Origin of the sequence: Micromonospora sp. DT201, assembly GCF_049841575.1 — a bacterium.
Lineage (GTDB): Bacteria > Actinomycetota > Actinomycetes > Mycobacteriales > Micromonosporaceae > Micromonospora.
In genome coordinates this window covers 25,931-40,302 of the sequence record NZ_JBNCKP010000012.1, presented here as the reverse complement: position 1 = coordinate 40,302, position 14,372 = coordinate 25,931, and the positions used below count along the sequence as shown (strand labels likewise).

2 protein-coding genes are annotated in these 14,372 nt (G+C 72.1%); one reads left to right on the top strand and one right to left on the bottom strand.

Features of this window, described 5'->3' with window-relative positions:
* Nucleotides 1–38 precede the first annotated feature (38 nt).
* Nucleotides 39–377: a YbaB/EbfC family nucleoid-associated protein gene (locus ACLQ28_RS20025; protein ID WP_363727762.1), complete on the top strand. Its 339-nt coding sequence runs from the start codon at nt 39–41 to the stop codon at nt 375–377.
* Between the two features lie 16 nt (nt 378–393).
* Here ACLQ28_RS20025 and ACLQ28_RS20020 read toward each other — a convergent pair whose 3' ends face one another.
* Nucleotides 394–14,361, bottom strand: a complete 13,968-nt coding sequence (locus ACLQ28_RS20020; protein WP_425687799.1) for a hypothetical protein — start codon at nt 14,359–14,361, stop codon at nt 394–396.
* Between the last annotated feature and the right edge of the window lie 11 nt (nt 14,362–14,372).

Genomic DNA, 14,372 nt, shown 5'->3' with positions numbered 1-14,372 from the left:
ACCGGGTCGGTGCGACCCACGACGAGAGGAGTTCGGCCATGCAGCCGCAGCAGGAACCGTTCGGCCTGGAGGCGTTCGCCCAGCAGACCCGGGAGATGCAGGAACGGATGCAACACGTGCAGGACCGGCTGCTTGCCGCCGAGGCGACCGGGACCGCCGGGGATGGTCTGGTCAGCATCACCCTGACCGCGGGCGGGGAGGTGCGGCAGGTGTTCGTCGATCCGAGCCTCGCCGACCCCGCGCGGCTGGGGACGTTGGAGGAGTTGCTGGCCGAGGCCTTCACCCGAGCCAACGAGGCGATGCGACGGCTGACCGACGACGGCATCCGCCCGCTCATGCAGGACCTGGCCTGGCTGACCGACCGGCTGCCGGGCTGACCGGCGGCTGCGCCGGTCACGGCTCGTAACAGGTCATGATCAGCGTGGCCAGTTCGCCGAGCTCCGCGCTGCGGTCGGGGTACCGGGTGTTCAGCAGGCGCAGGTGGCGGGCCCACTCTGTCGCGTCGTTTCCGTCGCGCAGGTACGCCCGGTTGTTCAGGATGAGCTGGCGGGCCTGCTCGGGAATGATGGGCTCGTCGCCCCGCTCGCCGGCAGGCCGGTCCAGGCTGATCCGCAGCGCCTCCAGCACCGCCGCGTCCGCGCCGTACGACGGATCCTCGTCCGCGCCGTTCGCGAGTTCGACAAGCGGTTCCAGGGGCACGTCCGGCCCGGACTTCAACCACGCGACCAGCCGGTCGCGGCGGGTCTGGGGGTCCGGCTCGGTCAGGTACTCGAACGAGCGGGTCGTCTCCGTCTGCTCGGCCAGGTTGAGGATCACCCGGTAGGCGCCGGCGTTGTTCCCGGCCTGCCGATCGGTGCCGGCGGCGAGGTCCGGGGCGGGGTGCCGCTGGAGGATCCGGTCGAGCGCGGCCTGGTTCTCCGGGCGCAGCAGCTCCTCGCGACGGTCCCGGAAGATCTCCCGCCGGCGGGTCCAGTCCGACGCCGCCAGCCACGCGTGCAGCTCATCGGAGAGCACGTCGCCGTACGCGGGTTCGACCCCGGTGCGGGCGGCGATTTCCAGAGCGGCACCGACGCTCTCGACCCGCGCGGGCTCGGCGGGCTCCGGGAGGCGCACCTCCCACAGCCAGTCGAAGCCGCGCAACACGAGCGCGCCGGCACCGGCTGCCGAGGGCGTCTCGTCGGCGATCCGGCGTACGAGCGGCACGCCGTACCGCGCGAGCAGCGCGTGGTCGTCCTTGGCGGGTTCGCCGGCGAAGACGACCACCGGCCGTACGCCCAGCTCGAAGTACGCCTCAAGGACGCCGTTCAGGTCACCCCGGATCCGCCTGGTCTCGACCGGTCCGGCGCCCCGGCCGACCACGACCGTGGGGGACTCGGACCAGGCGACCGCCTCCCCGCCCGAGGCTGGCCCCGTTCGCGCCGCGGCCAGCCGTTGCGCGGCGGCGGCGACCGGAGCCAGCAAGCCCTCATCCGGCCTCGGCCCCACCAGGACCAACACCTGCTCGACCGTGGCGCGTCGGGGCAGGCGGGGCCGCCGACCCGACGGGTCCGGCCGAGCAGGTGCTGGTCCACTCCGCGCGAGGTCCTCGGTCCCGGGATCGGCCTGGGCGGGACCGCCGGAGAGGCGTACGGGGCGCATCAGCTCACCGAGCCGCCAGTCCTCCGCCGGTTCACCGGCAGCCTCGTCGTGCGACAGGCCCAGGAGCGTCAGTGGTTCAGCCAGCGACACGCCTATGCCCAGCCGCTGGTCCAGCTCGACCAGGCCGAGGCGCAACGCCGCCACCACCTGCTCGTCCACCGGGCCGACGACAAGCGGGACCAGACGAACCCGCATCGGCCCGGCGGCGCCCGGCGCGGCCCTCGTCAGCAGCCGGTGACCGAGCTGAGCCAGCAGCGCGGCGCCAGGGGCGATCCCGGAGTCACTCGTGTGCCAGCTCGCCGGGCCACCCGGCAGCGGCACCATGTCCGGCCCGGCCCAGTAACCGACGACCAGCTCGTCACCGTCGGCCGTGGTGAGTTGGTCCGGCCCCACCCCGGCCGGTCCCCAGAGCCCGGCATCCGCGTCGATCACACGCAACTCGAGGGAGGTCAGGTTCAACCGTGTTGCGGACGCCTGCGCCGCGCGAGCCAGGTCCTCCATGGTGACGCCGGGCATGGTCGCCAGCTCCAGCGCCCGCATCAGGCGCACCGGGAGATCGTCGGCTTCCGGGTCCACGTCGTCCTCGACCCACTCGATCAGATCCGCCACCACGGCGTCGCCCACCGGCAGCTCACCATCGGCTAGACGGGCCCGCAGCGTTCGCAGCGCCAGCAGCGCCCGGTGCGCCGAAGCCAGCCGGGGCGCGTCCAGCCCACCAATGCCGTACGCCCGGGCGGTGACGAACGCGATCGACAGCAACTCTCGGCGGGACGCCCCCAGCCAACCAGCCAGGTCGTCCAGCGCGGCGACGAGCACTCCCGGGTCCCGCTCCGCCGGGTCGGCACCGGACACCTCCAGCAACCCGTCCAACAGGTGGTACGCGGTGAAGGCGAGGTCCCTGTCCGCCGGCTCGGCGTCGTGGTCCCGGCCCGTTGGCTGGTAGGCGAACGAGGCCGGATCGAGGGCATCCTGACCGCCGAAGGCGGCGCGGAACAGCAGCCTGTCCTGGTCGTCGACGGCGTGGAGCGACGCGACCGTCGTGGACGGCACCGCCGGCGGCTCAGGGTCCGGTCGGTGCACCCGCACGAACCCCTCGTCGGTGGTCCTCCCCACCTGGCTGGCCAGCATCCGGGCCAGCCACAACCCGTGCTGCCAGACCGTCCACGGTGTGTCCCGCGAGGGTGTGCCGATGACCACCGGCGGATCGTCGGCCTCGACCGTGGGATCCTCGCCAGCCGGCCCGATCCACACCCGCTCCCCCACCGGCACCACCTCGAAGTCCGGTACCAGCTGGTATCTGCCACCCCCGCGATGGGGCAGCGGGAGCATGGACTTGGGCGGCGTCAGAGGCGGATTCTGCGGTGTGGCGTGCACCGTGTGGTAGTGGGCGAAGGAACCCAGCGTCCGCCCGTGCCCACGGGCGTGGGCCACGAAGTGGTCGACCAGCCGGCCGGATGGAGAGACCAGGTCGGCAGCGATCGCGAGCACCTGGTCATCCCTCAGCACTCCGGCCAGCTCCACCGCCCGCGCCGAGGTCACCGGGTCGGTGGTCACCAGCTCCACCAGCGCGTTGGCCGGCAACCGGTCGCGCAGCTCGTCCAGCACGCGATGGGCCTCCGCCGGATGGGCCACGGACACCACCACGAGCGGACGATCCGGATGCGCCAGCCGCTGCGGCAGAGCCATCGCGGACGTCGACGGCCGGACGAAGCTACCTGCCGGGCCAAGGCTCAGCACTTCGTATCCCCTGATCGGGAGGACCTGCGCGGCCGGCTCCCGGCTCCAGTCACGCACCGAACCGTCCGCCGCGAGGTCCAGCTCCAGCATCAACGCCTGCGCCTCGAACGGGATGTCGGCGTACCGGGCGAGCATGTCGACAACCTGCCGCCGCAGCTCGACAGCGGCCCGGTGCAGTCGGTCGCGAACCCGGATGCTGAAGCCGTCGACGAGATCCGCGCGGCTTAGCCGGCGTCGGGCGTGGCGAGCCGAAAGGCCAACAAGCGGCAGCGCCTGGTACACCGGTTTCATCCCGGGCTGGTCCTTGTACGCCAACAGCCGCTCCGCGGCCGGATACCTCGGGTCACCCTCGACCCGATCGTTCCACAGGGCGGTCTGCACGTCGGCGTTCTGGCTGAACCGGGCCAACACCGCCCTGTCGTCGGTGTGCGTGGCCAACCACTGTGCCATCACCGTCTGGTGCTCGACGTGCAGCATCTCGTGCACCAGGGCGGATCGGACCGGGTCCAGTTCCTGGGTGGTGTCGAGTCGTACCTGCCACGGGCCGGGGAGGAACTCTCCATCGCACATGTTGTTTGCCAGCGGCTGGTCCAGTACGACAGGTCCCCGCAGCGGCGGGCTGCCGATCTCCCAACCGATCCGCCGCGCGAGGCGCTTCCAGCCGTCCCACGCTCCCCCCTCGTCGGTCAGCCTCGCGTAGTCCTGATGCACCAGACGACGGGTTTCCGCGTGCAGGCCGGCGGAGCGGAACATCCGGTGTTCCAGTGCCAGGTGTGGCGGCCCCATCGCCGCGAACGCGATCTGATGGGCCGACCGCAGCGTGCGCAAGGCGGCGTCGCCGAAGACGTCGAGGCCGACCTGCCGCGCGTCCGGATCGATGGTGTCGGCGTGGCCACTGCGCACCCGCCAACCGGCGTCGAGCAGATCCGTCAGGATCTTCTCCCCGGGAGTTCGCTGCAACGCGAGGTCCAGCGGCAACGGCGGCCGGGCCCGCACGACCCGGTCCTGGCCGTCCACCTTCCGCACCTTCGCCCGCACCAGGACGGTCCGGTCGTTGACGGTGGCCCGGTACAGGCCGTAGCCGGCCCCCCTCGGGTCGTCCACAGCCGGTATCCGCGTGCCGGAGTCGACCACATGCTGCACGAACTCGCGGGCCTTGTCCTCCGGTGTACGCCGGCCGGCCGCCTTCGCCGCGCGGTGCCTCAGCCGCTCCGCGGGACCGTCAGCGGACGTCCAGTCGGCGTCCTTGGCCATCCGGTAGAAGTACCGCGTCTCCGACGACGACAGCACACCCGTGGACCACGTGCGTACGCCGTCCGCGTCGGTGCCGGCGTGCAGCCGGTAGACGGCGTTCCCGGTCGCCCCGCTGACGATCTGGAACGTGTCGGCGTCGACCTGCCGTCCCGACACCTGCCGGGTCCGCCCGTCCTCCAGTGTCTCCGTCACCACCGCGAGCGGCGTGCCGTCCGGAGTTGTCGGCGCCCATCCCGGCTGGTCGCTGGTCCAGGGATGGCCGAACGGCGGCGTCGCCACGGTGCCCCCGTCGGGAGCGAGCGTGCCCCCGAGCCGTTCCAGCCGCTGCCGGGCGATCCGGTCCGCCGCCACCCGCGTCATCCGGTAGTCGTGCGCGCCCTCGGTCGAGCTCGACAACAGCTCCATCCCGTACTCGTCCCGGAGGACCTGCTGCGTCGCCTCATCGGTCACACCCGTCAACTGCAAGTGGTCCTGGTCGCCGCGCCCGGCCGCCGAGATGATCATCAGCTCCAACACGCCCGGCACGGCCGAGTGGACGGTCTGCCATGACGCCGTGACGTAGTCGTTCCCCTCCGCTGTGTGCGCGGTGTGGTTGCCCCACGGCGTGCCATCCGGCCCGAAGAGCCGGAAGCCGGGGTAACCGGATTTGCCGCCCGTGTCCGCCTGCGGCGGCTTGGCCACCGCGTACGAACCGTCGGCGAACACGGCCGCCCGATAGGGCCACACCACCGGCGGCTCGCACAACGTCACGCCCAGGCCCAACCGCTGGTCCAGCTCGGCAACACCGGTACGCAGCCTCGCGGCAGCCCGCGCCTCGACCGGGCCGGTGGTGACCGGCACCAGCCGTACCCGCACCTCTCCGTCCGCGTTCGGAATCTCCGAGCGGTGCCGAACGTCCGCGCGTACCCGCTCGCCCAACTGGGCCAACAGCGCGGGCCCACTTCGTACGTCCGGCTCGGGATTCGGCGACTCGTCGGGCAACAGGGGCGACCCGTCCGGCCCCGCCAGGTACCAGACCTCCAGCTCACCGTCGGCCGGGCCGGGCCGACGGCCCGGCACGACGCCGGCCAACGCCCAGATCCCGGCCTCGGCGTCGACCGGACGCAGCCCGTAGGACAGGAGGTTCAACCGGATCTCGGATGCCTCCGCCTCGCGGGTCAGGTCGAGCATGGTGGTGTCCGGCCCAGTCGTCAGCTCCAGCGCCCGGACCAACCGCACTGGGAAGTCCCGGTCTGCCGGGTCCGGGAAGTCGCCCTCAATCCACCCGAGCAGCCTGATGACCGCATCGTCGCCCACCGGCAGCTCACCGAGGGTGGCACTGCCCGGCGCCGGACGCGACCCCGTCCTGGGCGCGGGCCTCATCATCTGGCTCTCTTGTGCCCGCAACGCCCGCAACGCCCAGTACGCCGTCCGCAGCCGCCGTTCGCCGACTCCACCGATGCCGTAGGCCCGGGCGGCCAGGTACCCGACCGCCAACAGGTCACGCCGGACGGCGGCCTCCGGCGTGCCCGGCGCGACCATGCCCAGTCGCCCGGCCAACCCGGTCAACGCGGCGACGAGCGCCACCGGGTCCCGCTCCGCCGGGTCGGCGCCGGCCGCACTCAGCAGGTGATCCAGCAGGCTGTCCATGGTGAAGCCGAGGTTCCCGCCGGTCGCCCCGTACCCGAGCGCGTCGACGCCGTCGCCGAAGACCAACCGCGACAGCTGCTGGTCCCGGTTCGCCACGGACGGGGAGCGTTCCGGTGTCGCACCGGACAGATCCTGACGGGGGTCGGCCGAGGACGCCTCGCCGGTGCCCGCCAGGAACTCCATCAGCCCGGTGTTCTCCGGGCCGCGCTGCGGGGGACGAGCCGAGTCCGGAGCTGCCGACCCGGCTCGCTGCGGTGGTACCGGCGGGTTCGCCACTCGCAGCGGTTGCTCGACCGGCTCGACAGGGCTGCCGACCGGGTCACCGCCGGTGACCCGGTCGCCGTCAGCGGCGCCGATCGTGGGCCGCACGGTGTCGGCCGGTAGGTCGGCCCGTACGTCGTCCGGTATGTCGACCCGTACCCAGCCATCGTCCTCCGACGCCGCGAACAGCCGGTCGAGCTGCCGCTCACGCTCGACAGCTGGGCCCTCCCGGGGCAGCTCCGCGTAGGTGGGCACCAGCATCAGATAGGCGGCCAGGGCCTGCATCTTGTCCAGGCCGGACATCGCGCGGTCGTGTACGCCGAACGCCGGATCGCGCAGGATCTTCCGGTGGCGGTCGTCGGCCTCGACCATCCGGTCGTACGCGTCCTTCGTTGCCTTTTCGACCTGCCTGGTCACGCTGGCGCTGGCCAACTGGGCCTGGTATTCGCCCTTGGCGAGTTCGTACTCGCTCGACCCCGGCGTCAGCGGGTGGGCCACCGCGGCCCGCAGCATCGCCTCCGCTTCCGGAGTCAGGTCTGCGCGCCGCGTCACCTCGCTGCTGGGGACCGTGGCGGGATAGACCCGCAGCAACGATTCCACAGTGGTGTGGGTGGCGGCCAGGTACCGGGCGGACCGGAAATACAGCTCGATGTGCTCCCACTCGTGCCGCATCGTGTCGACCACGACCTGCCACGTGTCGAGATCCGCGGCGAGCAGCAGGCTCCACGTCGTCGGATTGACGGCACCACGGCGTTGGCCCAGCGGCTCGTCGGCGACGAAGGCGGGAGGGGGAACGTCCGGATAGAGCGTCGACGACAGGTACTCGAACAACGTGGCCGCGCCCCGGGCCAGCTCGTCCCGCGTCGGTGCGGCGCCCATCCCCCAGCCGATCCAGGCTGCCCGTTCGAAGAACTCGACCAGCTTCTGGTCGGGCGGAAGGTGGTGGTCCGGGCGTTGGGTCACCAAACTCTGCATGACCAGCCTGGACACCTGCTCGGCCGGCGACCGGCGCAGCCCCTGGCGTAGCTCGTCCCAGACCGCGGGCGGCGGATTGGCGCCCGGAGCGCCGACGAACAACCTGATCTGGCCGGGCTGTCCGGCAGGTCGGGAAGTGATCACGTCGTCCGGCACGCCTGGCGGCCTGACCCAGATCAGGTCCGGGTGTCGGAGGATCTCGTATCCCGCCGGCGCCGGGTACCTGCGAACCTCCCCGGGTGGCAACTCCTCCAGCATGCTCTCGGGCTGTCTACCGTTCGCCACCGACGACCGGTGGTCGACACCGTCGGAGTCGTCCGGTTGCCGGGCCGGATCGAGGTGGTGACCCACGTACGCCTCGCGGAGCAGCTCCTCCCCCAGGTTCGAGAGGTCGAACGTCTGGCCCTGGACGCCGATGTAGTCGAGCATTTCCTGCTTGGACAGCGAGCCGTCGGCGAGCGTCCGAGACTTCGCACCGTCCGCGGCTGGCCTGAGCGGCACCTCTCCCTCAGCGATGGCTCGGGCCTCCGCCGGCGAGACGCCGCCCGCCACGAGATCAGCGGTGCGCTGAGCGAGATACGCACCGCGAAGCGGCGGCAGCGACAGCAACTCGCCATTTCGCACCGTACGGACACCAAGCGCGTGGAGCGCTTCGAGCAGAGCCGCCCGGTCCATGGCGCTGGCCTGGTTTCGGAACTCCTCGACCCCGCCGGGCCGGCGCTGACCGGAGATCGTGCGCGCATTGGTATCCAGCGGCGGCTCCACGGGCGGTGCAGGCTCGACCGAATTTAGGGTGAGCTGCCGGATGCGCTGCTGGGCGGGGCCGTCGGAGACGGGTACGAGGGGCTCGGTGAACTGAACCGGGCTTCCGTCGGGGAGTACCGGATCATCCAGGACGACCCGCCAGTCAAGCCGGTCGTTCAGTTTCACGAGATCATCCAGGAGGACGTAGAAGGCGTTCCGGGTGATCGGCGCGTCGGTGACCGGCACCAGTCGTACCCGAACATCGCGACCCCCGTCCGGGTTGAACCGGGCGCGGGCCTGGTCTCCGAGGAGCGCCAGCAGCGAGGCGGGCACCTGCTCGGCGGTGTCGACCGGAGTGCTGCCCGGCGGCACCGGCTGTAGCTGAGGACCGGCCAGGTACACCAGCACGAGATCGCCGTCGGTCGACCTCGGCCCCACCTGCGGGCGGAGGCCGGCGGTGGCCCAGACACCGGTGTTGTTGCGCTGCGCGAGCCCGTCGAGGGTGGAGAGGATCCGCTCCCAATCCGCCTGGTTGGCGGCGGTCAGCTCAGCCATCGTGACGCCCGGCTCCGGCAACCGGTCCAGCACTTGCATGAGCAGCACCGGAAGGTCGGCGGCCCAGGTGTCCACGTTGACGCCGTCGATGAAGGAGAGCAGTTTAGCTGCCACCGTCGGCCCTGAGGCCAGGGGCCCGTCGGGTTCCAGCAGCCGCAGCGCGCGGTAGGCCGCGGTGATCCGGCGGGGACCGAGACCACCGATCCCGTACGCCCGGGCGGCGAGATAGCCGGCGGCGAGCAGGTTCCGCAGGGCGTCCGGCCCAGTGGAGCCGATCTTGCTGGCCAGCGCGGTCAGCGCGTCGAGCAGCACCTCGACGTCCCGCTCGGTCGGCGCCACGTCGGTCGCGTCGAGCAACGCGTCGATCAGGTTGTGCACGGTGAACGAGAGGTCCTCGCCCGGCACGACCCCGAGCGGGGGGTCCGGGTCGGGGAAGGAGTACTCATTGGAGGCGAGCGGGTTTTGGTCGCCGGTGACCAGCCGGGCCAGTTCGGCGTCCTGCTCGGTCACGGCGTGCTCCAGGTTGCCGTCGAGTCGTCGTATCGGCGGTGGCGGTTGCGTCTCGGGTCGGTGCACCCGGGCGAGCGGGGCGTCCGGAGTGCCCTCCTGACCGGCCAGCATCCGGGCCAGCCACAGGCCCCACTGCCAGGCCGGCCAAGGGGTGTCCCGGGATGGCACACCGATGACCACTCGCGGGTCACCGTCCTCGATCACCGGTGTCGCGTCCTTCGGCCCCACCCAGACCCGGTTGCCCACCGACGTGGCCTGCCAGTCCTCGCCGAAGACCGCCCACCGGCCACCGCCGAGGTTGTCAAATTTGATTGTGAGGGCGGCGAGCTTCGGGAACTGCGGACTGTGGTGCACGGTGACGTATCGGGCGAACGCCGGCAGCGTCGCGGTGTGCAGCCGGCTGTACGACACGAACTGGTCGGACAACTCCACCCCGGGCGGTTCGATCAGGTGTGGCGCCAGAGCGAGGTGCTGCTCCGGACCGAGCAGCCCGGACAGCTCCAACGCCCTGGCCGCGCTGATCGGGGCGGGAACGACCAGCTCCACCAGCGCAGGTTCGGGCAACTGGGTGCGCAACTGGCTGAGCACCTGGCCGGCCCGAGCCGGGTCGGGAAGCTCGATGACGAGCAGCGGCCGTTGCGGGTGCGCGAACCGCTGAGGCGGTTCGGTGGCCGTCCCCGTCGGGCGGAGGACACTTCCAGCCCGACCCAGGTCGACCACCTCGTAGCCGTCCGGCGGCGCCACCTGAGTGACGGGCGTACCGCGCCAGTCGCGTACCGATCCCAGTGACGTGTACCGCAGCTGGGTCAGGAACGCCTGCATCTCCTCCGGCTGGGTGTTGTAACGCAGGGCCGCGATTTGTCCCTGCCGATTCAGTAGTTGGAGGCCGCGTCGCAGTCGGTCGAGAACCCGGGGCGAAAACCCGTCGATCCGCTCGGCGGCCGAAAGTCGTTGCTGCGCGTCTCTCTTCAGCAGCTTGAGCGGCCTGAGGAAAGCGTTGACTTGATTAGCAACAGAGTCCTGGTGGCGGTCCCACACCTGCTGCATCGCCCGATATCTCGGGTCGTCGGTAACCCGCCGATCCCACAGTTCCCGCTGGACGTCCGGGTGACCGGTGACCATGCCAGCCGCCACCGGATCGCCGGACCGGGTGGCCAGCAGCTGCGCGATCACCGCGGACTGTTCGAGATGTGCCAGCTCATGCACCAGATACGACAGGACCTCGTCCACCGGATGGTCCGTCGCGACCTCCATGATCCAGTCCCGTTGGCGGAAGGCACCCTCACGACCGGCACGGGGTCCAACAATCGCTCGGACAGGTGGGACCTCAAGGGCCTTGGTGATGAAGCCGGCCATGTCCCACCAGACGTCGGCCGCGAGCTGCCCCTGGCCGTCGATCTTCGCGGCGATCAGCCGCCGCGCCTCGTCGTGCACCTTCGCCAGGTGCGTCCAAGCGGCGGAGCGGAGTTCCCGGTAGTCCGGCCCAGGCGGCGGGATGTGCCCTATCGGTGCGGTGGTCGTTGTCGTGGCCTCGTCGGGTCCCGGCAATGCGGGGGCCCGGTCACCGGCATCGAGCGGATCGGCTGGCTGGAACCGGGGTGCCGAGACGTTCGGGGTCGTCGACCCCACGTACGGCGATGCCACGGCGACGAACCGCGCGAGTTCCTCGGACGTCACCGCGTGACCGGTCCGCGTGCCCATCAGGCCCTCGGCCGGCGGTTGACGTCGCCAGCGCCGCCGGTCGTCGCCGCCGTCGGGCGGCGGCAGGTTCTCCGGCGCCGGATGCCACAGGCCCAGCCCGTGCCCAACCTCGTGCGCGTACGCCTCCTCCGCCGCCCCGACCGGCCAGCGGTCCTGGGTCATCCCCCTCAGCCCGCCGGCCACCACCTCGATCACCTGGTGCGGATCCGGCGAGTCGAAGTCCAGCTCGACACGGAGCAGCGGCGTCCCGCCGTCCACGTCGAGCCGGTGCCCGGGCGCGTTGAAATACCGCCGCACCCCGGCTTCGGCGGCCCGCCGGACCTCCGCCAGCTCGACCGGTCCGACCCCCGGACCGGCCCGCAGGCGCAGCCGACGCCGCACCGTCCACTGCTGCGGCGTCGCCGACAGGTGGTAGCGAACCACCGTCCGTTCACCGCTGCCCGACGGGCGACGCAGCGACGGACGGCCGCCTGGGCCCTCCGGTGGCGTGAACTCCCACGGGATCGGCCGGTCCAGGGTCCCCGGCAGCGGTTCCCACAGGTCCGTGTCCACCTCGACCACGCGCGGCTCGGCGGAATCGAGGTGGAACTCGGCGCCGCCGGCCGCCGCCGTCGGGCGCGGTCGGTCCACCGGTACGCCGGGCAGGTAGCCCGTCCGCTCGCCGTCGCCCACCCGGATGAGGATCTTGAGGTCTTCCGCCGACTCGCCGTGGTTGGCGAGGCTGCCGTCGGGGTGCAGCACCGCGATGTTCAGCCCGAAGGCGAGCACCGCCAACTGCAGGGCGATCTGCCCGGCGACGCCCCCGGTGTGGCCGGGCTTCGGCAGGTCGCGGCGTACCTCCTCGGCCCGCCTGGCGTCGATGCCGAAGGCCGCGTAGTGCCCCGGACGCGCGGCGAAGTCGCGGGCGAAGAAATCGGCGAGATGCTGACGGACGATCTCGACGGTTAGCGTCCGTGACTCGCTGCTCGGCGTCCGGTCGCCGCCGCTCGGCGGGTTCTCGGCTTCGATGGCGGCGCGGATCTCGGCCCTCGCGAGGGACAGCAGTGAGCGGACCAGTCCGTCGCCGTCGAGCGGCTCCCCGGCGGCGGTAGGAACCGCACCGGGCAGCGTGGCGGGGACGGCCCGACCGGCGGCGCGCAGGGCGGCGTGCTGGGCGGGCGTCATCGGTGGCCGGCCGGTAGTCGTCGACCCGGGTCCCATGGCGAACCGGCGGGTCGCGGCGACGGCGCTGTGCTCGTACCACTGGCCGGCCACCGCGGGGTCCGGTGCGGCGACCAGGGCTGCCGGACCGTCGGCGAGCAACTCGGCCATGGACTGTCCGGCGGGGCCGGGCACGGCGGCACGCGGATCGGTGAACGCCACCGTGACCGGGCCGTCCAGCCCGGCCACCGCCTCCGACAGCTCCGCCACCGTCATCGGGCCGCCGACGCCGCCGACGGTCTGCCGCTCCGGATCCACCGGCCCGGTCACCACCAGGCTCGGCCCGGCCCCCGCGTCAGGTCGGCCGCGCTGGACACCCTGTCGCAGGTGGACCGCCACGAGGTATTCAAACGTGACGCGGTCGGCCTCTGCCGCGTTCGGCAGAAGGAAGAGCCCGGCGTCGGAGGGCGCCGCGACCGGACCACGCGGCCGGGAGTTGACGCCGTGCCGGGCCACCCAGGGACGGCCCTCCGGCGCCAGCTGATCGAGGATCGCTTCAACGCGGCGGTTCACCTCGTCGGGTACCGGCCGGCCGGGCACCCCGACGATGATTCCCGGGCCGGTCCCCGTGGACGCACGGAAGGGCAGCACCGGGGCGGTGACAGCCGGGTCGAGCGACGCGGGCCGGAACCACACCACCGCCGGTTCATCGTCGGCGTCGCCCCGCCGGGCCTCCCCGACGACCCAGTCGTCGTCGTTCACGCCGAGCGCGAACTGGTCGGACCGTGAGGTCTTACCCAGGTCGTACGGCGTGCCCTCCGGCACGGTACCGGCATAGACCAGGAACGAGTGGTGCAGTGGCCGGAGGGTACGGCGACCCACCGCGTCCACCGGCACGAATGGCCCGTCCGCTGGCGGGTCGTCAGCCAGCCGCCGAGTCGGGATGGAGAGCACGCCACGGGTGCCGCGCACCAACGCGGTGGCGAGATCCGCCGCCTCGGCCGGAGTCAGCCGTGGCCCACCACGCGGCAGTCGGACCAGCGGCACGTCGTCGGTCAGCGTCTCCAGGTGGGAGACGTACGCCCGGATCACGGCGTAATCGGTCACCGACGGATCGATCAGCAGCAGCTCATGGCCGGGTCGAGGGTCGACCCGATCCATGGCAGTCGGGGATGCCACGGGTGCCTCGCCCCGGTAGTAGACCCACCCGGCCCGGACCCTCGCGAGCCCGTGCCCGTCGGCCACGGCGCTCAGCCGAGCCTCCAGCCTTTCCTGCCAGAGCCGCTGCGTCGCCGCCGCCTGCCGGGCCCAGACGCGGGCGTTGCGGACGATCTGGTAGCGGTGATCGGGCCGCTGGCCGAAGCCCGCGCCGACACCGGCGAGGGTCTCTTCCTCTCGCGCGGTCAACGGTCCGCCGAGCCGGACGAGGCGCGCCCGGTCCGCCTCGGTGATCCGGCTCCACCGTCCGGTGACCCGACCGTCCCGGACACCATGCTCCGGCAGGCCGTAGGGATTGTCCCCCTCGCCGATGCGGTTCAGTTGCGACCGCAGCTCGTCGATGTCCGCCCGGCGGATCGCGCGTCCGACGTCGGACAGGGACTCGTCCGGGCTGCCGGCCCGGTCGGCCAGCAGCCGGTTCAGCCGGGCCTCCGCCCGCGCCGCGAAGGCCCGGTACGCCAGCACCACCTCGCCCCGCTCGCGCGGGTGCAGGCCCCTGCCGATGCCATTCCCGGTCAGGATGCGCGACTCCGCCGGTGTCGCCCCTCCCGTCCGGAAGTCCAGCCACATCCGCAGTCGACGCAGCTCGGCCCGACGTGCCGCCGCATCGGCACCAACGGATTCGGGAAGCTCACCCAACAACCGCAGCGCCTCAACCCGCGCCGCCAACTCCTCCCGACTCAGCCTGTACGCGTCGTCGGACCGGCCCACGCCCGACCGCCCACCACCAGCACCAGCACCAGCACCAGCACCGATCCTGTCCACAGCGGTCTTGTCCGTAGCAGGCTTCGCCTTGGACTGCGCCTTGGACTGCGGCTTGGGATCCAACCGGGCCAGGAACTCGGTGCCGTCCGGCGCCAACCCCGCACGAGCCCGCTCCACCCGCTGACCCAACACCAACAACTCGTACTGCTGCTCCGGCGACGGAGACGACCCAAACCTCTCCCGCAACCGACCCAACTCCGCCTCCGCACTCTGCGCACGCTTGCGCAGCGTCACCACCACCTCCT

Coding starts and splice junctions, on each gene's coding strand:
- ACLQ28_RS20025 (WP_363727762.1), top strand. CDS start 39: ATGCAGCCGCAGCAGGAACCGTTCGGCCTGGAGGCGTTCGCCCAGCAG.